Source organism: Curtobacterium sp. ODYSSEY 48 V2, assembly GCF_023712625.1.
In the GTDB taxonomy this organism is placed as follows: Bacteria; Actinomycetota; Actinomycetes; order Actinomycetales; family Microbacteriaceae; genus Curtobacterium.
Map to the genome: position 1 here is coordinate 419352 of NZ_JAMAXX010000001.1, position 21584 is coordinate 440935.

Sequence of the window (21584 nt, forward strand, 5' to 3'; positions counted from 1 at the left end):
CGCGGAACCGCCGACGTGGCGTCTTGCGAGGGGACTCCTACGCGGTCGCGGCAGCAGCCGCGCGAGCGGCCGCGGGGAGCGCGTCGAGCACGCGGCCGACGGCCTCGTCGTCGTGCGCCGCCGTGACGAACCACGCCTCGAACACGCTCGGCGGCAGGGTCACGCCCTGGTCGAGCATGCTGTGGAAGAACGGTGCGTAGCGGAAGGCCTCCTGCGCGCGGACGTCGTCGTAGTTCCGCGGTGCCTGCTCCACGAACGCGAACGAGAACAGGTTGCCGGCGTGCTGCACGGTGTGCGCGACCCCCTCGGCCGAGAGCGCGGCGCTCGTGGCGTCGGCGATCGTCGCCGCGGTGCGGTCCAGGTGCGCGTACACGTCGGGCGTCGCGGCCCGGAGCGTGGCGGTGCCGGCCGCGACCGCGAGCGGGTTCCCGGACAGCGTGCCCGCCTGGTAGACCGGCCCGAGCGGTGCGAGGAAGTCCATGACCTCACGACGACCACCGAGCGCGGCGAGGGGCATGCCGCCGCCGATGACCTTGCCGAACGTGACGAGGTCGGGCTTCCACCCGGTGCCCTCCGGGACGGTGCCGTCGGCCTCGAGGCCCCACCAGCCGGCCGGGCCGACGCGGAAGCCGGTCAGGACCTCGTCGACGATGAGCAGCGCACCCTGCGCCCGCGTGATCTCCGCGAGCGCCCGGTTGAACCCGGGCTCCGGCGCGAGGACGCCCATGTTGGCGGCGGCGGACTCGACGATCACGGCGGCGATGCGCTCGGAGTGCTCGTCGAACGCGGCGCGGACGGCGTCGAGGTCGTTGTACGGCAGCACCAGGGTCTGCGCGGCGGTCTCGGCGGTGATGCCCGCACTGCCCGGGAGCGCGAGCGTCGCGACACCCGATCCGGCCTCGGCCAGCAGCGAGTCCGAGTGGCCGTGGTAGTGCCCGGCGAACTTCACGAGGAGGTCGCGGCCGGTGTACCCGCGGGCCAGGCGGATGGCGGTCATCGTCGCCTCGGTGCCGGTCGACACCATGCGGAGCTTCTCGATCGGTCCGTCGCCGTCGACCTGCACGCGCTGCTTCACGAGCTCGGCGAGCTCGGTCTCCCCCGGGGTCGACGCCCCGAAGGACAGGCCGCGGGATGCCGCCTGCTGCACGGCCTCGACCGTGCCGGGGTGCGCGTGCCCGAGGATCGCGGGGCCCCAGGACGCGACGAGGTCGACGTACTGCCGCCCCTCGGCGTCGGTGACGTAGGGGCCGTTCGCCGCGGTCAGGAACCGGGGCGTGCCGCCGACCGAGCCGTACGCGCGGACGGGCGAGTTCACCCCGCCGGGGATGCTGTCCTTCGCGCGGCCGAACAGCTCGTCGTTCGACACCGGAGCGGTGCCGGTGGAAGCGGTGGTGGTGGTCATTCGGGGGCCTTCCCGGTCGAGGCGACGCCGGACACCGCCGCGGTGCTGCCGGACGTGCGCAGGCCGGCCTCCTGGTTGAGCTTCCGTGCGATGTCCACGGCGAAGTACGTCAGGATCGCGTCCGCACCGGCGCGCTTGATGCCGACGAGGGCCTCCATCGCGGCGGCGTCACGGTCGATCCACCCGTTCTGGGCGGCGGCCGTGATCATCGCGTACTCGCCCGAGATCTGGTACGCCCAGACGGGGACCTCGGAGACGTCGGCGGTGCGGGCGAGGACGTCGAGGTAGCTCATGGCGGGCTTCACCATGACGATGTCGGCGCCCTCCTCGATGTCGAGCAGGACCTCGCGCAGGCCCTGCCGGCCGTCGGCGGCGTCGATCTGGTACGTCCGTCGGTCGCCCTGCAGGGTCGACGCGACGGCCTCGCGGAAGGGACCGTAGAACGCGGACGCGTACTTCGCCGAGTACGCGAGCAGCGCCGTACCGCTGTGGCCGGCGGTGTCGAGCGCGTCGCGCGCGGCGGCGATCTGGCCGTCCATCATGCCGCTCATGCAGACGAGCTCCGCGCCCGCCTCGGCCTGGGCCACCGCCATGTCGCGGTACCGCAGGAGCGTCGCGTCGTTGTCGACCGAGCCGTCCGCGGCCAGCACGCCGCAGTGGCCGTGGTCGGTGAACTCGTCGAGGCACAGGTCGGACTGCACGACGAGTGCGTCACCGACCTCCTCCTTCGCCACGCGGATCGCGACGTTCAGGATGCCGTCGGGGTCGGTCGCACCGGAGCCCTCGGCGTCCTTCGACGTCGGCACGCCGAACAGGTTCACACCGCCGACGCCCTGCGCCGCGGCCTCGTTCAGCGCCCGGCGGAACGAGTCGAGCGAGTGCTGCTGCACGCCCGGCATGCTCGAGATGTCGATCGCATCGGTGGCGCCCTCGCGGATGAACATCGGCAGCACGAGCTCGGCGGGGTGGATCCGCGTCTCGGCGACGAGTCGTCGCATGGCGGGGGTGGCCCGCAGTCGACGGGGGCGGACCTGGGGGAAGCGTCCGGTCACGATGACCTTCCTGTTCTGGGGTTCGGGTGGAGGGTCTCGACGACGGCGTCGAGCAGGGCTTCGGCGGACCGAGCGGCGGCGACCACGTGCACGGGGAGTCCCGCGGCACGGGCGGCGTCGGCGGTGGACGGTCCGATGCACGCGACGTGCGTGCTCGGGTCGAGCGGGGTCATCCGCGCTGCGACCTGTCGGGCGACGCTCCCGCTCGTCACGAGCACGGCGTCCGGTGGGGGGTCGAGGACGATCGGATCGTGGCCCGTCCCCACGGTACGGTACGCCACCACCTCCGACACGGCGATGCCGCGGGCGCGCAGTGCGTCGACCAGGGTGGTCGCGGCGATCTCGGATCGGGGGAACAGCACGGGTCCGGCGTCCGTCGGCAGGGCCGCGGCGAGCCCGGCGGCGGACTCCTCGTCCGGCACCAGGTCGACCGGCCACCCCGCCTGCCGGGCAGCACGCGCGGTCGCGTCGCCGACGCAGGCCACGCGGACGCCGGCCGGGAGGCGCGGCACGCGCCCGGCGACCACGCGCACGGCCGTCGCACTGGTCACGACGAGCCAGGGGGCTCCGGAGCCGGCTCCCCCGGGACGCGTGCCGACCGCGGGTGGTGTGTCGTGCCTCCCGGCCGGGGCGTCGACGACGGACGGTCCCGACGCGCGGTCGACGGACGGGGCGAGCGCGGCGTCTGCGAACCGGACGAGCGCCGCGTCGAGGTCCGCCGGGTCGGCGGGCGGAGCGTCCGTGATGAGCGGGACGACGACGGGCACGAGCCCGCGCTCCCGGGCCGCGGCGGCGACCGCGTCCCCCCACGCACCGCCGCGCGGGACGAGGACGACCGGGGGCCGTGCCTCGTCCGCGACGCGAGCGGTGTCGTCCGTGGTGACCGCCTAGGCCGTCGTCGTGGAGCTGTCGTCCGCCGGCTGCTCGGCGGCGGGGGTGGCGAGACCGGGCCCGGCGGAGTGGTCGCCCTCGGCAGGGGCACCGGACACCGTCGACGCCAGGTCCGCCAGCTCGGCGGCACCGTTCTCGAGGAGCTCGGCGGCCACGCGACCGGCGACCTCGAGCGCCTCGTCGAGACGGTCCTGCGCGGACCCGTCGAGGTGTGCCGCGTGCGACGCCGTGCGGTACTCGGAACCGTCCGGGCGGTAGACCGTCGCGGACACGAGCAGCAGCTCGGCATCGACGACCGCCGTGGCACCGATCGGGGCGGAGCAGCCGGCCTCGAGCTTCGCGAGGACCTCGCGCTCGGCCGTCACCGTGAGGCGCGTCGGGGCGTGGTCGAGCTTGCGGAGCGCAGCGAGCAGGCCCTTGTCGGTCTCGTCCGCCCGGACCTCGACCGCGAGTGCTCCCTGGCCGGGAGCGCTCGGCCAGAAGCCGAGGTCGAGGAGCTCGGTCGCTGCGTCCAGCCGGTCGATCCGGCCGAGGCCGGCGGCGGCCAGCACCACGGCGTCGAGGTCGTCGTCAACGCGGCCGAGCCGGGTGTCGATGTTCCCGCGGATGTCGATGACGTCGAGGTCGGGACGCTTCGCCCTGAGCTGCGCGACGCGGCGGGGTGAGCCCGTGCCGACCTTCGCGCCCTCGGGCAGGGTCTCCACCGTTGCGCCGTTCCGGGCGACCAGGACGTCACGGGCGTCCGCGCGCTTCGGGACCGACGCGATCGTGAGCCCCTCGTACGGAGCGGTCGGCAGGTCCTTCAGTGAGTGCACGAGCACGTCGACCTCGCCCGCGACCAGGGCCTCGCGCAGGGCGCTGGCGAAGACGCCCGTGCCGCCGAGGCTCGCCAGCGAGGCGCGGTTCGTGTCGCCCTCGCTCGTCACCGTGACGAGCTCGACCGGACGCCCCGCCGCCGTGGCGAGACGGTCGGCGACGTCCTGCGACTGCGCGACCGCGAGTCGGCTGGCACGGGTGCCGAGCCGGATCGGGGCCGGGCCGTCGGAGGGCGTCGCGCTGTCGGCGTCCGTCACGGGGCGACCCCGGCCGCGGCCGGCTTGAACCCGGCGCGCACGTTCTCGCAGCAGCCCGGACGGCACACGTCGTACCAGGGGCCGATGTCGGTCAGGTGCGGACGCTCGGTCGTCGGCGTGCCGTTGACGCGCTCGAGCACCAGGTCGACGAGGCCGGCGACGTACGCCGGGTCGACGCCGGGCGTCTGCGTGCGGAGCGACCAGAAGCCGAGCTCACCCGCGGTCTCGGTGGCCTCTTCGTCGAGGTCCCACATGACCTCCATGTGGTCGCTCACGAAGCCGAGCGGGACGATGAGCACCGCGCGGGTCTGGCCGCCCTTCAGCTCCTCGTTCATGTAGTCGTTGATGTCGGGCTCGAGCCACGGCTGCGTCGGGGGGCCCGACCGCGACTGGTAGACGAGCTTCCACGCGGGCTTCGACGTGCCCTGCAGGTGCGCGAACTCCGGCTGCTCGAGCAGCTCGTTCCAGGCCTGCTCGAGGACGACCTCGCCGACGGCGAGGTGCTGGGCCTCGTACGCGCCGTGCTCGTCGAAGCCCCGGTAATCGGGGCCCGACTTCGCCGCGTCGGTGGACGGGATCGAGTGCGTCGAGAAGAGGATGTGCAGCTCGGTCGCGACGTCGAGGCCCTCGTTCTCGCGGATCGCGCGGGCCATGCCGTCGCGCACGCCGTCGACGAACGGGCGCACGAAGCCCGGGTGGTCGAAGAACTGGCGGACCTTGTCGACCTGGATCGTGTCGATCAGGCCGGTCTCGGTGAGCACGCGGGCGTAGTCCTCGCGGTACTGGCGGCAGCTCGAGAACGACGAGTAGGCGCTCGTCGCGATGGCGATGAGCTTGGTGTAGCCCTTGTCGGCGGCCTCGGTGAAGGCCTCCTCAAGGTAGGGCGCCCAGTTCCGGTTGCCCCAGAGCACGGGCATGTCGATGCCGCGCTTCGCGAGTTCGCCCTCGAGCGCCGCCTTGAGCGCGCGGTTCTGCGCGTTGATCGGACTCACGCCGCCGAAGTGGCGGTAGTGGTGCGCCACCTCCTCCAGACGCTCGTCCGGGATCCCGCGGCCGCGGGTGACGTTGCGGAGGAAGGGGATGACGTCGTCCTGGCCCTCGGGGCCGCCGAAGCCGGCGAGCAGGATCGCGTCGTACGCGGTCGGGACCTCGACGTGCTCGGGGCCGTCCGCCGCGGCGGGGGTCGCGGCGAGGACCTTCCCGTTGGTGATCTGGCTGGTGTCGGTCACGACAGCACCTCCGGCAGTTCGGCGGTCGTCACCCGACGACCGGTGAAGAAGGGGACCTCCTCGCGCACGTGCAGGCGCGCCTCGGTGTAGCGCAGGTCGCGCATGAGGTCGACGAGGTCGACCAGCTCGGGGCTCTCGAGCGGCAGGATCCACTCGTAGTCGCTGAGGGCGAAGGTCGCGATCGTGTTGGTGAGCACGCGGCGGTACTTCGCGCCGGCGATGCCGTGGTCGCGGAGCATCTTCGAGCGCTCCTCCTCCGGCAGCAGGTACCACTCGAAGGACCGGACGAACGGGTACACCGTGATCCAGGCCTCGGGGTCCTTGCCGCGCAGGAACGCCGGGGTGTGGCGCTTGTTGAACTCGGCCTCGCGGTGCATGGCCATCGCGTGCCAGACCGGCTCGGCGTCCTGGAACAACGCCGTGCGACGGAGGTCGCGGAGCGCGGCCTGGATCGCCTGTGCGTCGTCGCCGTGCAGCCAGATCATGACGTCGGCGTCGGCCCGGAAGCCGGAGACGTCGTAGAAACCGCGGATCGTCACGCCCTGGTCGGCGGCGCGGGCGACCGCGGCGTCGAGCTCGGCGACGGCGTCGTCACCGACGCGGTGGATCGGCCCGAGCGGACGCCGGAACACGGCCCACAGCGCGTACGCCGTGAGGAGGTTCGGGTCGATCCCGCTCGCCGGGTCGGTCTCGTGCGCCGGGATGCCGCCGTGCGCGGCGGCGTTGTCGGGGACGTTCTCGTGCGTGGCTGCGTGCACGTCGGAGCTCATGGTTCCTCGTCTTGTCGGTTGCCTGGGTCGTGGCTGCGCGCCGCGTCCGGGAGACCACCGATCAGAGGCGGTCTACCGCCGTCGGAGCACCGCTACGACGATACTCCCGACCACCGCCACACCGGCTGCGAGGCCGGCCAGGTACGGCACCGGCTTCTCGTCGATCCCCTGCTTGACCCTGGACGCCGCAATGCCGAGCTGCTTCGGGACGTTGAGCTTGTCCTCGATGGCGTCGAGGGTCTCGAACAGCTGCGTGCGGGTCGCCGCGACGCGGTTCGCCAGGTCGTCGTGCTGATCGGTCACAGGGGTCCTCCGGTGGGGGTGTCGGTCGTCCCGCTCAGGAGCGGGTGATCCGGTCGTGCTGGCCGGGCTTGTTGCCCATGCCCTTCACGGCGTTGATGTCGTCCTTGACGCTGTCGATCGTGCGCTTCGGGGTGAGGGGCAGGCCCTTCTTGAAGCGCTTCCAGCCGACGAAGCCGAGGATGCCGGCCACGATGAGCATGACGACGGCGAGCAGCAGGGCTGCGAGCCACGCCGGCATCACGGTCGCGAGGCCCATCACGGCAGCGGTCAGCAGCACGCCGATCGCGTACAGCACGATGACGAGCGCGCCGATGAGGAGCCCGGCGGCGAGGCCGAACACCTTCGCCTTGGCGATCATCTCGGCCTTCAGCAGGTCGATCTCGCCCTTGACGAGGTTCTTGACCAGCTTCGGGATGTCCCCGACCAGACCGAACAACGATCGCGACTTGCGGTCGCGGGTGTCGGTCATGAGGTGGTCGAGTCCTTCTTCTGGCTGACCTTGCGGACGACCTTCTTGGTCTGCTCACCGACGAACTCGGCGACGTCCGGGCCCTTGTCCTGGATGAACTCCTCGGCCTGGTGCACGCCCTTCTGGACGTTGCCGTTGTTCCAGATCTTGCCGCTGACGGTCTTGATCTGCTCGTACCGCGCCCGTCCGGCTCGCGATCCCAGGACGTACCCGAGTGCGGCGCCGGCGACGAACAGGAGCTTGCCTCGCATGTGCGATCCTCCGTTGTTGAGGGTGTGCGGTGGTCATGCGCCGAACGGAATACGTCCGGCGTTGGTCCACAGTAGCCCTCGGGTGCTCCTCGGTCCGCTCAGGATCCCAGGATGCGTGCAGCGGACGCCCGGGCCGCGGCGACGATGCCCGCCAGGCCGCGGCCGGAGGAGGTCTCGCCGATGCCGACGACCCCCTCGGCCAAGCCGGCTGCGGTCAGGTCCGGCCCGTACCAGCGGACGCGGGCGGCGCCCTGCACACGGTCCGCGGTCACGGGGACGCCCAGGAGCGCGGTCGCGTCCCGGACGGCGCGGGCGCCGACGGTGTCCTCCGGGTCGACCGGGAGGCTCGTCCCCACCCCGTCGTCACCGGTCACCGGATCGTGGGGTGCGGTCGCGTAGCTGAGCCGCAGGACGTGGCGGCCCGCGGCCGCCTCGGCCAGCCAGGGCCACTTCACCGTCGCGTGCGTCAGGGCCTTCGCCCCGACCCCGGCGGCCTCCGGGTGCACGAGCATCCCGGTCCCGCGCGGCCCGGCGTCGAGCTCGGGCTGGTCGACGACCAGGGTGACGAGCTCGATGCCGGTGCGGTCGGCCGCCGCGGTCCGGCCCGGGTCGGCCGTCGACGCGAGGACGTGCTGTGCGGGCAGGCGCTCGCGGGTGCCGTCCGCTGCCACGGTCTCGACGGCGAAGCGCTCGACCGCGGTGGCGCGGGTGCCCGTCCGGACGTCGACGCGGTGGGTCTCGAGGTCGGCCACGAGCTCGTCCACGAGCCGGGCGATGCCGCCGCGGATGCCCTGCACCGCCGAGCCCGCGGCGGACCGGGAGCGCAGGGCGAGCACGGCGCGGGCGAGGGAGCCCTCACGCTGCAGGGCCGCACGGAGCCCCGGGGCCACGCGGTCGGGGTCGAGCTGGTCGGGGTGCGTGGAGTACACGCCGCCCGCGACCGGGACGACCAGGTCGTCGAGCACGCGCTCCCCCATGCGCTTCCGCACGAGGGCACCGAGCGACTGTGCCCGGGCACCGACGGGTGACGGCAGCAGCGAGTCCATCTGTGCGCGGAGGCCACCGCCCTGGCCGACCACCGCGAGGACGTCGGCGGCCATCGGGCTGCCCGGGATCCCGAGGAAGCCGGTCTGCGGGATCGGGGCCGTCCGGCCGTCGCGCGTCATCAGCCACGCACCGCGGGGGTCGGGCGACACGACGTCGTTCCCGAGGCCGAGCTCGATCGCGAGCCGCTCGACGGCGTCGGTGCGGGTCGCGAAGGACTCCGCGCCCATGTCGAGGTCGAGCCCGGCGACGGTGTGCCGGCGGATCATCCCGCCCAGGCGCTCCCCGGCCTCGACGAGCACGACGTGCGCGCCGCCCTCGGCCAGGTCACGGGCGGCGACCAGGCCGGCGACCCCACCGCCGACCACGACGACGTCGGTCACGCCGCGGCTCCGGTCCCGTCGCCCCGGCCGTCGCCCAGCCCGTGGACCAGTTCGACCACGCGGGTGAGCACGGTCGGGTCGGTCTCCGGCGGGACACCGTGGCCCAGGTTGACCACGTGCGCACGGGCAGTGCCGCCACGGCGGACGACGTCGCGCACGTGGGCCTCGAGCACCTCCCACGGGGCGGCGAGCATCGCGGGGTCGATGTTGCCCTGCACGGTGACGCCGGTGCCGACGCGACGGACGGCGTCGTCGAGCGGGACACGCCAGTCGACACCCACGGCGTCGACCGCGACGGCGTCCGACGGGTCGCCGAGCGTCGTCATCTCGTGCAGGACCTCGCCGCTGCCGACGCCGAAGTGGATGCGCGGGACACCGAGGTCCGCCACGTGCGACAGCGCCGTCGCCGAGTGCGGGGCCACCGAGGCGACGTAGTCCCGGCGGGAGAGCGAGCCGACCCACGAGTCGAAGAGCTGCGCGGCCGAGGCACCGGCCGTCACCTGCGCACGGAGGAAGGCGCCCGAGACGCCGGCGGCCCAGTCGAGCAGCCGTGCCCAGGTCTCCGGGTCGCTGTGCATGAGCGTGCGCGCGCGGATGTGGTCCTTCGAGGGGCCGCCCTCGACCAGGTAGGCGGCGAGCGTGAACGGTGCGCCCGCGAAGCCGATGAGCGGGGTGTCCCCGAGCTCGGCGACGGTGCGCTGCACGGCCTCGGTGATCGGCGCCAGGGCACCCGGGTCGAGCGGGGCGAGCGCGTCCACGTCGGCCGCCGTGCGGATCGGGGACCCGAGCACCGGGCCACGACCGGGGACGATCTCGACGTCCACGCCCGCGAGCTTGATCGGCACGACGATGTCGCTGAAGAAGATGCCGGCATCGACCCCGTGCCGACGGACCGGCTGCAGGGTGATCTCGGACGCCAGCGCCGGGTCGAGGCAGGCGTCGAGCATCGCGGTGCCGACCCGCAGCTCCCGGTACTCCGGCAGCGACCGGCCGGCCTGCCGCATGAACCACACGGGCAGCGTCTCCGGACGGTCCCCACGGAGCGCCCGGACGAGCGGCGACCCCGAGGTCCTGCCGGTCACGAGCGGGTGGCTGTTGGGCAGGGCGGCGGGTGCGGCGGAGGTCACCCACCGATTGTCCCATCCGCGGCCGGGCACGACCCGCCCCGGACACGGGCGCCACCGCACAGTCTGCTGTGCACGCGGAGGGCGAACAGCCGGTGGCCCGAGCGCGAGTTACGATGGAAGACGTGCTCATCTGTCTCACGGCGTCGCACCGCAACGCCAGCTTCGACCTCCTGGAGCGACTGAGCATCGGCGCACCGACCGCCGCGAGCCGTCTGGTGACGGACTCCGACGTGCTCGACGGAGCCGTCGTCCTCGCCACCTGCAACCGCTTCGAGGCCTACCTCGACATCGCGGGCGACGATCGTGACTCCGCCGTGTCGGCCACCGTCGACGCCGTCGCCACCGCCAGCGACCTCGTTCCCGCCGAGGTCCTCGACTCCGTCAGCGTGCTCGGCGGCGGGGACGTCGTGCAGCACCTGTTCGCCGTGTCCAGCGGACTCGAGTCCGTCGTCGTCGGCGAGACCGAGATCTCCGGCCAGGTCCGCCGGGCACTCGAGGACGCCCGCGCCAACGGCACCACGACGTCCGACCTCGAGCGCCTGTTCCAGGAGGCAGCGCACACCTCCCGCGGCGTCAAGACCCGCACCCGCATCGGTGCCGCCGGCCGGTCGCTCGTCCGTCTCGGGCTCGAGCTCGCCTCGTCGCGGATCACCGACTGGGCCCGGACCCGCGTGCTGCTCGTCGGCACCGGCAGCTACGCGGCCACCACCATCGCCGCGCTGCGCGACCGCGGTGCCGCGAACATCCAGGTCTTCTCGCCGTCCGGCCGCGCGCCCTGGTTCGCCGCGAAGCACGACCTGGTCGCCGCGACCGACCTGCGCCAGGCGATCGGCACGAGCGACGTCGTCATCACCTGCACCTCGAGCGAGGTCCCGGTCGTCGAACCGGCCGACCTCGCCGACGGCCAGCGCCGCATCGTCATCGACCTCGGGCTGCCCCGCAACGTCGACCCCGACGCGGCCCACGTCGAGGGCGTCGAGCTGCTCGACCTCGAGACGATCAGCATCCACGCGCCGATCGCCGAGCTGAACGCCGAGTCCGAGGCGCGTCAGATGGTCGACGACGCCGTGTCGCGCTTCCGTGCGCAGGCGCTCGAGCAGTCGACCACGCCGGCGCTCGTGGCCTTCCGCAAGCACGTCTTCGACATCCTCGACGACGAGATCGACCGCGCGAAGCGTCGCGACGGCGACCCGGAGTCCGTCGAGCAGACCGAACGGGCCCTCCGGCACCTGGTCGGGGTCCTGCTGCACCGCCCCTCGGTGCGCGCGCGCGAGCTCGGTCGCGCCGGTCGCGGCGAGGAGTTCGTCGGGGCGCTCGACGCCCTGTTCGGCGTGCACCCGGAGCCCGAGGCGGAGCTGCCGTCGCCGATCGTGCCGCTCGCGGAGCGCACCGCGCCCGAGTGCCCCGTCTCGACGGACCGCACCGGCGAGGCGGACGCGAGCTGAGCCTCCCGGCAGTCCCCCGCACGTTGCGCGTCAGCGCGCTGCTGCTGGTCCGTGACCGGCAGGTCCTGATGGTGCGCGCCCGCGGACGCGACGTGCTCTACCTGCCCGGCGGCAAGGCGGAGCCGCACGAGACCGACGTCGAAGCCGCGATCCGCGAGGCGCGCGAGGAGACCGGGCTGCACCTGACCGAGGCGGACCTCGAGCCGTTCGGCACGGTGACCGAGGCCGCGCACGGCCAGGGCGAAGGGACGATGGTCGCCATGGCCCTGTTCCGGGTCCGGCCGGGAGGCACCGCCGATGGCGCCTCGCCCGTCGCCTCCGCAGAGGTGGACGAGGTGGAGTGGGTCACCTCGTCGGACGCGGACCGGTGCCCGCCGGCGGGCGTCGAGACGCTCCGCCGGCTGGTCGCCGCCGATCTGGTCGACTGAGGTCCTGACGCCTGAGGATCCGGTCAGCTCCGACCGGTGCCCCTCGGCGCCTCACTCGTCCTTGTCGACGTAGTGCCCGGCCTCGCCGTCCGGCGTGGGCTCGGCCTCGCCGGGGATGTCCGACTCGACGTACTCACCCTCGTCCGCGCCGCCCGCGCCCTGGGGCCGCGTCTCGCCGGGGATGTCGCTGGAGACGAACTCTCCCGCGGGCTCGTGCGACTCGACGTGCTGCTCGCCCGGGATCTCGCTGTCGGTGAAGGCGCCGGCGCGGGTGTCGACGCCGTCCGCCCGACCGTCCTCGCCGCGTGCCTGCTCGTGCTTGCCTGCCATGTTCCGACCTCCGTCGCTCGTGTTCCTGGCTGTGACGCGAGTGTGCCCGTGACGACTGGACGCTCACCGAGTCCCGTGGGTGGGGGCCGGTGTTGCGTCGAGGCATGCACCGCAGCACCCGCACACCCATCGTCCTCGCGAGCACCGGGGTGGTACTCGCCCTCGCGCTCACCGGCTGTTCGTCGGGCGGTACGGACACGGCGCCGACGGCCACCGAGACCGTGACCGCGTCGGCCGGGGGCTCGTCACCCTCCACCGCGACGTCGGCTCCGTCCTCGTCGTCGGCGGCGTCGTCGTCGTCGGGCGGCTCGGCGGGTGGCGGGTCCGGCGGCGACGGTGGCCGGTGCACCACCGGATCGCTGTCGGGCAGCGTCGAGTCCGGCAGCGGTGGGGCCGCCGGCAGCACGTACGTGCACCTCGCGCTCCGCAACACCGGCTCCACGACCTGCACGCTGCAGGGGTGGCCCGGGGTCTCCTTCGTCGGCGGCGGCTCGGGTGAGCAGATCGGCGCCCCGGCCACCCGTGACGAGGCATCGGCGCACCCGACCGTGACGCTGGCGCCCGGCGCGGTGGCCGTCGCACCGCTGAGGATCACCCAGGCGGAGAACTACCCGACGGCGACGTGCGACCCGGTGTCCGCGGACGGGTTCCGCGTGTACCCGCCCGGGTCGACCGAGTCACTGTTCGTGCGGGACTCCGGCATCACGGCGTGCCGGTCGACCGACGCGGGGCTGCTCAGCGTGCAGGGCCTGGTGCCGGAGGGGCAGGCGGCCGACTGAGCCGTCGCGCCCGCCGGCGCCCGTCGCGCCCGCCGGCGCCCGTCGCGCCCGCCGGCGCCCGTCGCGCCCGCCGGCGCCCGTCTGCGCCCGCCCGTCCGTGCTCGTCCGTGCTGGTCAGCGGCGGGCGGGGGTGTGCACGGCCTCGAGCACCTCGGTGCCCATCGTGCGCAGGGCCTCGACGACCGCGAGCCGCCGCTGCAGTGTCGCGTCGTCGAAGGTCACCGTGACCGCGTAGCTCACCGACGAGCCGGGTCCCCGGAGGATGCCGGCCTCGGCGCGGACGCCGGTCGACGAGCCGGTCACGACGACGGCCTGCAGCCCGTGGTCCAGCGCACGGTGCGCCAGGGGGTCGAGGCCGAACGAGCCCGCCACGAGCGTGGTGTCGCTCGCCAGGCTCAGCCAGCCGAGCACCCGGTTCGACACCGCCTCGTCGACGACCTCGCCGAGGGCCAGGCCGCGCATCAGCCAGGCGAGCTCGCCTGCCGGCGCCACGGAGGCGTCGGGGGCGTCGTCGGGACCGCGCCGGTCCCGCACGCGGTCGATGAGTGCCGCGCGGTCGATGCCGAGCGCCTCGGCCCGTTGCCGCACCGCGTCGATGCCGACGGTCGACAGCAGTGCGTTCATCGCCCACGCGTCCGCCGTCGCCCCGACCAGGGTCGCCAGGTCCGGCACCTGCATCGTCGGTTCCTGCAGGAACTGCCACAGCCCGGCGCCGGTGGCGGTGTCCCGTGCCATCCGCTGGAGCCGGTCGCCGTGCAGCCGGCCGTCCTCGAGCTGCGCCGCGACCTCGATGAGCAGGAGCACGCGACCGAGGCTCGCGACCGGCTGCACCAGGGTGTCGTCGACGGCGAGCAGGGCCTTGCCGGTCGACGTGTCGATGATCGACGCGCTGACGGCGGCACCGTCACGGGCGATCGAACCGAGGGCGTCGACCGTCGCGCCGAACCGCTCGTCGGCCCCGCCACGGTGGCGTCCGCGCGCACGAGCGCCGTTCCCGCCGCCGACCTGGTGTCGGCGGCGGGGACGGCGGGAGGCACCGGTGTCGGCGCCCGGCGTCTCGCCCGGCGCAGCGCTGGGTGTCCCGCTGTGGTCAGCGCTCGGCTCGGACGACGGAGCCGCGTCCGGCTCGGTCATCACCAGATCGCGACGCGCTCGGCCGGGTCGAGGTACATCGTGTCCGACTCGGTGACGCCGAAGGCCTCGTAGAAGCCGTCGATGTTCCGCACGATCTGGTTGCAGCGGAACTCGTTCGGCGAGTGCGGGTCGATGCTCAGCAGACGCGCTGCCTCCTCCGGACGGATCGCCATCCGCCAGGCCTGTGCCCAGCTGAGGAAGAAGCGCTCGGCGCCGGACAGTCCGTCCACGACCGGGGGCTCCTGGCCGTCGAGGGACAGCAGGTACGCCTTCCACGCGATCGACAGCCCGCCGAGGTCACCGATGTTCTCGCCGATGGTCAGCGCGCCGTTGACGTGGCCGTCCGGCACCTCGGTCGGTACGAGCGCGTCGTACTGAGCGATGAGGGCCTTCGTGCGCTCCTCGAACGCCGTGCGGTCGGCCTCGGTCCACCAGTTCTGCAGTCGGCCGTCCCCGTCGTACTGCGAGCCCTGGTCGTCGAAGCCGTGTCCGATCTCGTGCCCGATGACGGCACCGATCGCGCCGTAGTTCGCGGCGGCGTCGCGCGACGCCTCGAAGAACGGGAACTGCAGGATCGCCGCCGGGAAGACGATCTCGTTGAACCCCGGGTTGTAGTACGCGTTGATCGTCTGCGGGGTCATGAACCACTCGTCGCGGTCGATCGGCTTCCCGATCTTGCCCAGCTCGCGGTCGACCGCGAAGCTCGCGACGGCCCGGACGTTGCCGATCAGGTCGTCGGGGCTGACCGACAGGGCCGAGTAGTCGCGCCACGTCACCGGGTAGCCGATCTTCGGCGTGAACTTGTCGAGCTTGTCGAGGGCACGAGCGCGGGTCTCGTCGGTCATCCAGTCGAGCGCGGTGATGCTCTGCCGGTACGCCTCGACCAGGTTGGCGACGAGGTCGTCCATCTCGGCCTTGGACGTCTCGTCGAAGTGCTCCTGCACGTAGATGCGACCCACGGCCTCGCCCATCGCGCCCTCGACCAGCGAGACGCCGCGCTTCCAGCGCTCGCGCTGCTTCGGCGCACCGGTGAGCGCCGTGCCGTAGAACGAGAAGTTCGTGGCGGACATCGCGCTCGTCAGGTACGCCGCGGAGCCGCGGATGACCTGCCAGCGCAGCCAGTCCTTCCACGCGTCCAGCGGCTGGGAGCGCAGGAGCTCGGCCAGGCCGGTGATGAACGACGGCTCGCGCACGACCACGGTCTCGAAGGCGCCGGCAGGGGCACCGATCGCCTGCCACCACAGGTGCAGGTCGGTGCCGTTCGCGAGCGCGGCGACCTCGTCCCAGGTCATCTTGTTGTAGGTCTTCTGGCTGTCGCGGGTCGTCACGTTGTCCCAGTGCGCCGCGGCGAGCGCCGTCTCCAGCGCGATGACGGCCTCGGTGCTCCGTCCGGCGTCGGCGAAGCCCGCGAGCGGGAACATCGACGCGACGAACTCGCGGTACTTCGACCGGATGTCGGCGAAGCGCTCCTCGCGGTAGTACGACTCGTCGGGCAGGCCCAGGCCGGACTGCTCGAGGAAGACGACGTACGACTCCGGGTCACCCGGGTCGTTGTCGACGAAGAGCTGGACGAAGCCGGGCAGGCCCAGGCGCTCGAAGCGTCCGACCATCGCGATGACGTCGTCGGTGGTCTCGACGGCGTCGATCTCGCCGAGCAGCGGGTCGATCGGTCCGGTGCCGAGGGCCTCGAGCCGCTCCTCGTCGGTGAAGGACGTGTACAGGTCACCGACCTTGCGCTCCTCGGTGCCGGGTGCGGCCTGCTGGGAGCGCTCGACGATCTCGCGCACGGCGACCTCGGCGTCCTCGGCGAGCACGGTGAACGAGCCGTACCGCGCCTTGTCGTCGGGGATCGGCGTCTGCGCGATCCACGTCCCGTTCACGTGCCGGTAGAGGTCGTCCTGCGGGCGGACGGCCGGGTCGAGCTCGTCGGTGTGGATCCCTGAGGTGCGTGCGACGTCGGTCATGCGCTCCACGATAGCCACCGGGTCCGCGTCGGGACGGAGCCAGCAGTGTCACGTCAGGACGCGCGTGCCGGCTCCTGCGAGCCCCAGGACCCACGCGTACGTTCTGCTCGGTGGGATCCCGACCGACACCGAACGCACCGTCGCGCGACGACGAGCAGCAGCCGCACGACCCGTACGCGAAGCGCCCGGGCTACGTCACCGGGGTCGACGGCCGCACCGACACCTGGACGACCGCGTCGGTCGCCGGCATCGTCACGGGCATCGTGGTGCTGTTCGTGTCGGGGTTGCTCCAGGCTCCGAGCCCGATCGCGTACGGAGCTGCGGTCGTGATCGGTGCCGTCGTCTGGTTCGGTGTGCGTGCACGTCGCCGAGCCGCTGATCGTCGCGACGGCCGTTCTCCCGACGCGGTGGCGCAGGCCCGCTCCCGGGCGGTCGCCGACGCGAACGGCGGACGACGCTTCCTCGTCGCGCAGAACCCCGTCGTCGTCATCGTGATGGGTGGCGTCTTCCTCACGGTCGCGGTCGTGCAGCTCGTCGCGAGGGGGCTGTCCGCCGGCGCGGTCGCCGTGGCGGTCCTCCTCGCCGCCTCCGCCGTGTTCTTCGTGGTGCAGGGCATCGGGACCCTCGTCGTCCGGCGTCGCGAGGGGTCGCGGGGCGGGGACACCGGCGGGCACTAGCACCAGCGGGACCCGCGAGCCCGCACCGTGAGCCCCGCAGCCGCTACGGTGCTGCCATGGGACTCGGCTGGAAGCTGCACGGTGACGGCGCGACCGTCTCCTCCTCGACCATCGTGGCGCCGGACGAGCGCCTCTCCTGGGGTCGCACCATCGGGCTCGGCGTCCAGCACGTCGTCGCGATGTTCGGTGCCACCTTCCTCGTGCCGCTCATCACGGGCTTCCCGCCCTCGACGACCCTGCTCTTCAGCGGCGTCGGCACGATCCTCTTCCTGCTGATCACCGGCAACCGGCTGCCGAGCTACCTCGGCTCGTCGTTCGCCTTCCTCGCCCCGATCGGCGCCGCGACGAAGATCGGCGGCATCCCGCTCGCGCTGTCCGGGATCATCGTGGTCGGCGTGCTGCTCGCCCTGGTCGGCGCGATCGTGCACCTCGCCGGGGCCGGGTGGATCGACCGCCTCATGCCCCCGGTGGTGTCGGGAGCGATCGTCGCCCTGATCGGCTTCAACCTCGCGCCGGCCGCCCGCGACAACTTCGCGAAGGCCCCGGTCGTCGCGCTGGTCACCCTCGCGGCGATCATCCTGGTCACGGTGCTGTTCAAGGGACTGCTCGGTCGCCTGTCCATCGTCATCGGCGTCCTCGTCGGCTACGTCGCCGCCCTGCTCTCCGGCCAGGTCGACCTGTCGACGGTCAGCGCGGCCCCGTGGATCGGCCTGCCGACCTTCACCGCCCCGGCCTTCGACCCGGGCCAGCTCGCGATCTACCTCGGCTTCGTGCCGGTCGTGCTCGCCCTGGTCGCCGAGAACGTCGGTCACGTCAAGGGCGTCGGACAGCTGACCGGCCGTGACCTCACCCCGCTGACGGGTCGCGCGCTCTTCGCCGACGGCGTCTCGACCGTGCTCGCCGGTGCCGGCGGCGGTTCCGCCACCACGACCTACGGCGAGAACATCGGCGTGATGGCCGCGACCCGCGTCTTCTCGACGGCCGCGTACTGGGTCGCCGCGATCGTCGCGATCCTGCTGGGGCTGTCGCCGAAGGTCGGCATGGTCATCTCCTCGGTGCCGGCCGGGGTGCTCGGCGGTGCGACCACCGCCCTGTACGGACTGATCGGCGTCATCGGCATCCGCATCTGGGTCGAGAACCGCGTCGACTTCGCCAAGCCGAAGAACCAGCTGACCGCCGGCATCGCGCTGATCATGGGCATCGCCGACTTCACGTTCTCGTTCGGCGGCGCGACCTTCGGCGGCATCATCGTCGGCACGGTCGCCGCGATCGTCGTCCACCACCTGATGGACCTGGTCGGACGGGCCCGCGGCACGGACCCGGCGACGCCCCGCGCGTCGGACGAGGCGCGCGCCGCCACCGGGGCGATCCCGGCAGAGCCGCGCGCGGACTGACGCCGGGACCACCGGACGGGAGGCCCGTGGCGACCCCGCCACGGGCCTCCCGTCCGTTCCGTCCGCGGTCCGGTCGTGCGCGCACCCGCCCTGTCGGCCAGCGTCAGCGGAGACCGACCACGCCGACGGTGAACTGGACCACCGCCAGGACGGCGAGCACCGCGACCAGTCCGACAGAGCCCCACCGGGCGATGCCCGCGCGCATCGCAGCGAGGGGACGGCGAGCGCGACGACCGGCCGCGAGCACGAGGACCACGGGCAGCACCGTCGTCGACGCGGCGACCACGACGAAGGCCGCGCCGGCGAGCAGTGCCTCGCCGGGGTCGGGCTCGGCGTCCCCGAACGCGAGCCCCGCGGTCAGGGCGAGCACGACCGCCTTCGGGTTGCAGAACAGCAGCATCCCGAGCCCGAAGCCGTGCACCGGACCGACCCGCTCGACCACGTCCGCCCAGCGGGTGCTCGACGGGGAGCCGTCCGGCAGCCGGCGGACCGTCCACTGCCAGACCGCGAGCGCGGCGAGCACCACCCCGGCGACCACGGCGACGATCGCCTGGACGGACGAGCCACCGGCCGTCTGCACGGGGAGCCGCTCCCCCACCGCGACCGCCAGGACGAGCGCCGCGGCGACGGCCACGGTCCACCCGGCGGTGCAGGCGACGGCGGGGGCGGAGCCGCGACGGTGCCCGAGCAGGACGACCACGGACGCGACGGGCAGCGGGCTCAGGGCGATGCCGACGGCGCCGGGCGCGAGCGCGAGGAGGTCCACGCGCGCAGCGTACCGACGGCGGGACGGACCGGTGCTGCTCCGACTCCGGCAGGATGGTCCGGTGCCACGACCGACCTCGCCAGCCGCGACGACCGAACGTCGGTCGGTCGACCGGGACATCGTCCGGCTCGCGCTGCCGGCCCTCGGCGCGCTCGTCGTCGAGCCGCTCTTCCTGCTGACCGACACGGCGCTCGTCGGACACCTCGGGGCGACGGCGCTGGCTGCCGTGGGCCTGGCGAGCGTCGTGCTGCAGACGGTGACCGGACTGCTCGTCTTCCTGGCGTACTCGACGACCCCCGCGGTGGCCCGGGCGCTGGGCGGCGGCGACCGTCGCGGAGCGGTGCACGCCGGCATCGACGGGATGTGGCTCGCGCTCGGGCTCGGTGTCGTGCTCGCACTCGTCGGCTGGCCGCTCGCCGGACCGCTCGTCGAGCTGTTCGGCGCCGCGGCGGCGGTCTCGACCGCGGCGACCGCGTACCTGACGGTGTCGCTGATCGGGCTCCCCGGGATCCTGGTCGTGACGGCCTCGACCGGACTGTTGCGGGGCCTGCAGGACACGCGGACACCCCTCGTCGTGGCGACGATCGGCTTCGTGGCGAACGGGCTGCTCAACGCCGTGCTCATCTACGGCGCCGGCTGGGGCGTCGAGGGGTCCGCCGCCGGCACCGTGATCGTGCAGTGGGCGATGGCCGCCGTGTACGTCGTGATCGCCGTGCGTGCGGCCCGGGCATCGGGTGCACCGCTGCGACCGGGCGCGTCCGGCGTCGTGCGGGCGCTCCGGTCCGGGGCGTGGCTGTTCCTGCGCACGGCGTCGTTGCGCGTGGCGATGCTCGCGACCGTGGCGACCGCCTCGGGCCTGGGCACGACCGGCCTGGCGACGACCCAGGTCGGTCTCACGGTGTTCTCGACCCTGGCCTTCGCACTCGATGCCCTGGCGATCGCCGGGCAGGCCCTCGTCGGTCACGGGCTCGGCGCGCGCGACCCCGATCGGGTGCGGCTGGTCACGCGCCGGCTCGTGCTGCTCGGCATCGTCGGCGGGGCACTGCTCGGGGTGCTGACCCTCGCGGTGAGCGGACTGCTCGGACCGGTCTTCTCCGACTCCGCCGCGGTGCGCTCGGCCCTGCCGCTCGTGCTCGTCCTCATCGCCGTCGGGATGCCCGTCGCCGGCTACGTGTTCGTGCTCGACGGCGTGCTCATCGGTGCCGGGGACGCGCGCTACCTCGCCGTCGCCGGGCTCGTGAACCTGGTCGTGTACCTGCCGCTGCTCTGGTGGGTCGGCGGGACGCTCGCCGGGCTCTGGGCGGCCTTCGCGCTCGGCTACATCGGCGTCCGGGCGGTGACCCTCGGGGTGCGGGCGCACCGTCGGGGCTGGGTCGAACAGGCGCTGGCGCGGTGAGCGGGCACACGGGCGGGCGCGCGGACGGGCACGGGGGCGTCGCGTCGTCGGCGCTGCTCGCCACCGTCGGCATCGGCGTGCAGGGGCTCGCGAAGCTGCTCGTCACCGTCGTCGTCGGCCGGGTGTTCGGCACCGAGACCCTCGGGCAGACCACCGCCCTGCTCTCCCTGTCGGTCTTCACCGCGCTGCTCTGGCCGAACGCCGCGGGGAACACCGCGTCGAGGGTGCTGGCGATCGCACTGCGCGGACGTCGCTCGGACGCCGCGGTGAACCGGCTGCTCGGGGCCTCGATGGCGGTGTCGAGCGCCGTGCTCGCCGCCGTGACCGTGCCGGTCGCGCTCGCCTGGGGAACGAGCCCGGGCATGGTCGTCGGCGGGGTCGGGGTCGTCGTCGGGTACGGCCTGTACTGCTACGCCCGCGGAGCGCAACTCGGGTACGACCGGGCGCCACGCGTCGCACTGTGGGACATGGTCACGAGCCTGCTCGCCCTCGGATTGCTCGTCGCAGCGTGCGTCACCCGGCTCGAGCCCCTCGTACTGCTGCCGCTGGCGGTCGGGTACACCGTGTTCGCCGTCGCCTGCTGGCCGCGAGGGAACCGTGCTCCCGGCGCACCGGAACCGACCGCAGGGGTGCTCGCCTTCGCGGCCTGGAACGTGCTCGCGGTCGTGACCTCGAACGGGCTGCTGCAGCTGACGATGATCTCGGCGCAGGTCTCCGTCTCGGCGCACGAGGCCGGTGTCTACGCGGCGGCGTTCACCCTGGCGACCCCGGCGTCGATGGTCGGCCAGGCGCTGGGCCAGGTCCTCGTGCCGGCGTTCGCCCACCGCTCGGACGGCGGGTCGCTGCGCTCACGCGGGGTGCTCCTGCTCGTCGGCGGCTTCACCGGCGGGACCGCCGTGGTGTTCGGGCTCGTGGCGTGGCTCGCCGGGTGGTTCCTGCCGCTCGTCTACCCCGCCGAGGGGGCCGAGGCCGTGTCGGACCTGCGGTACCTGATGGTCGGCGTGTGGGTGTTCACGGTCGGGCTCGTGCCCGCGGCGCTGCTGCTCGCGTCCGGGCGGTCGCGGCAGGTGGCGCTGGCGTCGGTCGCCGGGTTCGTCGTCGGGGTGGTGCTCATGGCGGTGCTCGCTCCGACGTGGGGCGTGGCCGGGGGCAGCACGGGGTTCCTGGTCGGGAGCGCGGTGAACCTCGTCGCCGTGGTCGTGCTCGGGCTGCGCGGGCCGCGGGCGGGAGGAGCGCGATAGATTGTTATGAAAGACGTCTTTCATAACAGATCATCG

Annotated in this window: 22 protein-coding genes; 7 read left to right on the plus strand and 15 right to left on the minus strand. The window is 73.4% G+C overall.

Annotation, left to right across the window (positions count from 1 at the left end):
• Positions 1-37: 37 nt before the first annotated feature.
• From hemL to hemE, 11 genes are all read right to left on the minus strand, one after another.
• Positions 38-1402 (minus strand): glutamate-1-semialdehyde 2,1-aminomutase, encoded by a 1365-nt coding sequence (gene hemL / locus M3666_RS02035; RefSeq protein ID WP_251154343.1) that lies wholly within the window; start codon positions 1400-1402, stop codon positions 38-40.
• Positions 1399-2454, minus strand: a complete 1056-nt coding sequence (gene hemB, locus M3666_RS02040) for a porphobilinogen synthase (protein ID WP_271825934.1) — start codon at positions 2452-2454, stop codon at positions 1399-1401. The genes hemL and hemB overlap by 4 nt, the downstream gene beginning before the upstream one ends.
• Positions 2451-3221, minus strand: a complete 771-nt coding sequence (locus tag M3666_RS02045; RefSeq protein ID WP_066651333.1) for a uroporphyrinogen-III synthase — start codon at positions 3219-3221, stop codon at positions 2451-2453. The genes hemB and M3666_RS02045 overlap by 4 nt, the downstream gene beginning before the upstream one ends.
• A gap of 120 nt (positions 3222-3341) precedes the next feature.
• Positions 3342-4418, minus strand: coding sequence for a hydroxymethylbilane synthase (gene hemC / locus M3666_RS02050; RefSeq protein ID WP_251154344.1), 1077 nt, complete (start codon positions 4416-4418; stop codon positions 3342-3344).
• On the minus strand, positions 4415-5647 hold the full coding sequence (locus tag M3666_RS02055) for a ferrochelatase (protein WP_066651329.1): 1233 nt from the start codon (positions 5645-5647) through the stop codon (positions 4415-4417). Before M3666_RS02055 ends, hemC begins: the two co-directional genes overlap by 4 nt.
• Entirely contained in the window at positions 5644-6417 is a 774-nt protein-coding gene (gene hemQ, locus M3666_RS02060; RefSeq protein ID WP_245172028.1) for a hydrogen peroxide-dependent heme synthase, read from the minus strand. Before hemQ ends, M3666_RS02055 begins: the two co-directional genes overlap by 4 nt.
• 72 nt (positions 6418-6489) lie before the next feature.
• A complete protein-coding gene (locus M3666_RS02065; RefSeq protein ID WP_066651325.1) occupies positions 6490-6720 on the minus strand; it encodes a DUF3618 domain-containing protein in 231 nt (76 codons plus the stop codon).
• Positions 6721-6754: 34 nt separating this feature from the next.
• Positions 6755-7189 (minus strand): phage holin family protein, encoded by a 435-nt coding sequence (locus M3666_RS02070; protein ID WP_066651323.1) that lies wholly within the window; start codon positions 7187-7189, stop codon positions 6755-6757.
• Positions 7186-7440, minus strand: a complete 255-nt coding sequence (locus tag M3666_RS02075) for a hypothetical protein (protein WP_066651317.1) — start codon at positions 7438-7440, stop codon at positions 7186-7188. The genes M3666_RS02070 and M3666_RS02075 overlap by 4 nt, the downstream gene beginning before the upstream one ends.
• A 98-nt stretch (positions 7441-7538) precedes the next feature.
• Positions 7539-8867, minus strand: coding sequence for an FAD-dependent oxidoreductase (locus tag M3666_RS02080; protein ID WP_209684664.1), 1329 nt, complete (start codon positions 8865-8867; stop codon positions 7539-7541).
• On the minus strand, positions 8864-9994 hold the full coding sequence (gene hemE / locus M3666_RS02085) for a uroporphyrinogen decarboxylase (RefSeq protein ID WP_251154345.1): 1131 nt from the start codon (positions 9992-9994) through the stop codon (positions 8864-8866). Before hemE ends, M3666_RS02080 begins: the two co-directional genes overlap by 4 nt.
• A 122-nt stretch (positions 9995-10116) precedes the next feature.
• Between hemE and M3666_RS02090 the strand changes: the two genes are divergently transcribed.
• Together M3666_RS02090 and M3666_RS02095 are read left to right on the plus strand one after the other, a co-directional pair.
• A complete protein-coding gene (locus M3666_RS02090) occupies positions 10117-11439 on the plus strand; it encodes a glutamyl-tRNA reductase (protein WP_066657578.1) in 1323 nt (440 codons plus the stop codon).
• 23 nt (positions 11440-11462) lie between these two features.
• Positions 11463-11867, plus strand: a complete 405-nt coding sequence (locus M3666_RS02095) for an NUDIX domain-containing protein (RefSeq protein WP_251154346.1) — start codon at positions 11463-11465, stop codon at positions 11865-11867.
• Positions 11868-11918: 51 nt separating this feature from the next.
• On the opposite strand, the gene M3666_RS02100 is transcribed toward M3666_RS02095, so the two are convergent.
• Positions 11919-12197: a hypothetical protein gene (locus M3666_RS02100; protein WP_209684668.1), complete on the minus strand. Its 279-nt coding sequence runs from the start codon at positions 12195-12197 to the stop codon at positions 11919-11921.
• Positions 12198-12301: 104 nt separating this feature from the next.
• On the opposite strand from M3666_RS02100, the gene M3666_RS02105 reads away from it, so the two are divergent.
• Positions 12302-12976 (plus strand): DUF4232 domain-containing protein, encoded by a 675-nt coding sequence (locus M3666_RS02105; protein ID WP_251154347.1) that lies wholly within the window; start codon positions 12302-12304, stop codon positions 12974-12976.
• A 114-nt stretch (positions 12977-13090) separates the two neighbouring features.
• Here M3666_RS02105 and M3666_RS02110 read toward each other — a convergent pair whose 3' ends face one another.
• Both M3666_RS02110 and M3666_RS02115 read right to left on the minus strand, forming a co-directional pair.
• On the minus strand, positions 13091-14110 hold the full coding sequence (locus tag M3666_RS02110; protein ID WP_251154348.1) for a serine hydrolase: 1020 nt from the start codon (positions 14108-14110) through the stop codon (positions 13091-13093).
• On the minus strand, positions 14110-16074 hold the full coding sequence (locus M3666_RS02115) for a M13 family metallopeptidase (protein WP_251154349.1): 1965 nt from the start codon (positions 16072-16074) through the stop codon (positions 14110-14112). Before M3666_RS02115 ends, M3666_RS02110 begins: the two co-directional genes overlap by 1 nt.
• Positions 16075-16184: 110 nt before the next feature.
• Here M3666_RS02115 and M3666_RS02120 point away from each other — a divergent pair, with 110 nt between their 5' ends.
• Complete coding sequence (locus M3666_RS02120; protein ID WP_251154350.1) at positions 16185-16751, plus strand: hypothetical protein; 567 nt, start codon at positions 16185-16187, stop codon at positions 16749-16751.
• Positions 16752-16807: 56 nt separating this feature from the next.
• Positions 16808-18145: a uracil-xanthine permease family protein gene (locus tag M3666_RS02125; protein ID WP_251154351.1), complete on the plus strand. Its 1338-nt coding sequence runs from the start codon at positions 16808-16810 to the stop codon at positions 18143-18145.
• A gap of 103 nt (positions 18146-18248) precedes the next feature.
• On the opposite strand, the gene M3666_RS02130 is transcribed toward M3666_RS02125, so the two are convergent.
• Positions 18249-18911, minus strand: a complete 663-nt coding sequence (locus M3666_RS02130) for a GAP family protein (RefSeq protein ID WP_251154352.1) — start codon at positions 18909-18911, stop codon at positions 18249-18251.
• 61 nt (positions 18912-18972) lie between these two features.
• On the opposite strand from M3666_RS02130, the gene M3666_RS02135 reads away from it, so the two are divergent.
• Both M3666_RS02135 and M3666_RS02140 read left to right on the plus strand, forming a co-directional pair.
• The gene (locus M3666_RS02135; protein WP_251154353.1) at positions 18973-20307 is read left to right on the plus strand and encodes an MATE family efflux transporter; all 1335 of its coding nucleotides are present in this window, start codon (positions 18973-18975) and stop codon (positions 20305-20307) included.
• Positions 20304-21548, plus strand: coding sequence for a lipopolysaccharide biosynthesis protein (locus tag M3666_RS02140; RefSeq protein ID WP_251154354.1), 1245 nt, complete (start codon positions 20304-20306; stop codon positions 21546-21548). The genes M3666_RS02135 and M3666_RS02140 overlap by 4 nt, the downstream gene beginning before the upstream one ends.
• The last annotated feature ends 36 nt before the right edge of the window (positions 21549-21584 follow it).

Excerpts from the sequence above, each read along its gene's own strand:
- hemQ (WP_245172028.1), bottom strand. The coding sequence starts at position 6,417 with ATGAGCTCCGACGTGCACGCAGCCACGCACGAGAACGTCCCCGACAAC.
- M3666_RS02105 (WP_251154347.1), top strand. The coding sequence starts at position 12,302 with ATGCACCGCAGCACCCGCACACCCATCGTCCTCGCGAGCACCGGGGTG.
- M3666_RS02070 (WP_066651323.1), bottom strand. The coding sequence starts at position 7,189 with ATGACCGACACCCGCGACCGCAAGTCGCGATCGTTGTTCGGTCTGGTC.
- M3666_RS02125 (WP_251154351.1), top strand. The coding sequence starts at position 16,808 with ATGGGACTCGGCTGGAAGCTGCACGGTGACGGCGCGACCGTCTCCTCC.
- hemL (WP_251154343.1), bottom strand. The coding sequence starts at position 1,402 with ATGACCACCACCACCGCTTCCACCGGCACCGCTCCGGTGTCGAACGAC.
- M3666_RS02110 (WP_251154348.1), bottom strand. The coding sequence starts at position 14,110 with ATGACCGAGCCGGACGCGGCTCCGTCGTCCGAGCCGAGCGCTGACCAC.
- M3666_RS02100 (WP_209684668.1), bottom strand. The coding sequence starts at position 12,197 with ATGGCAGGCAAGCACGAGCAGGCACGCGGCGAGGACGGTCGGGCGGAC.
- M3666_RS02115 (WP_251154349.1), bottom strand. The coding sequence starts at position 16,074 with ATGACCGACGTCGCACGCACCTCAGGGATCCACACCGACGAGCTCGAC.
- M3666_RS02075 (WP_066651317.1), bottom strand. The coding sequence starts at position 7,440 with ATGCGAGGCAAGCTCCTGTTCGTCGCCGGCGCCGCACTCGGGTACGTC.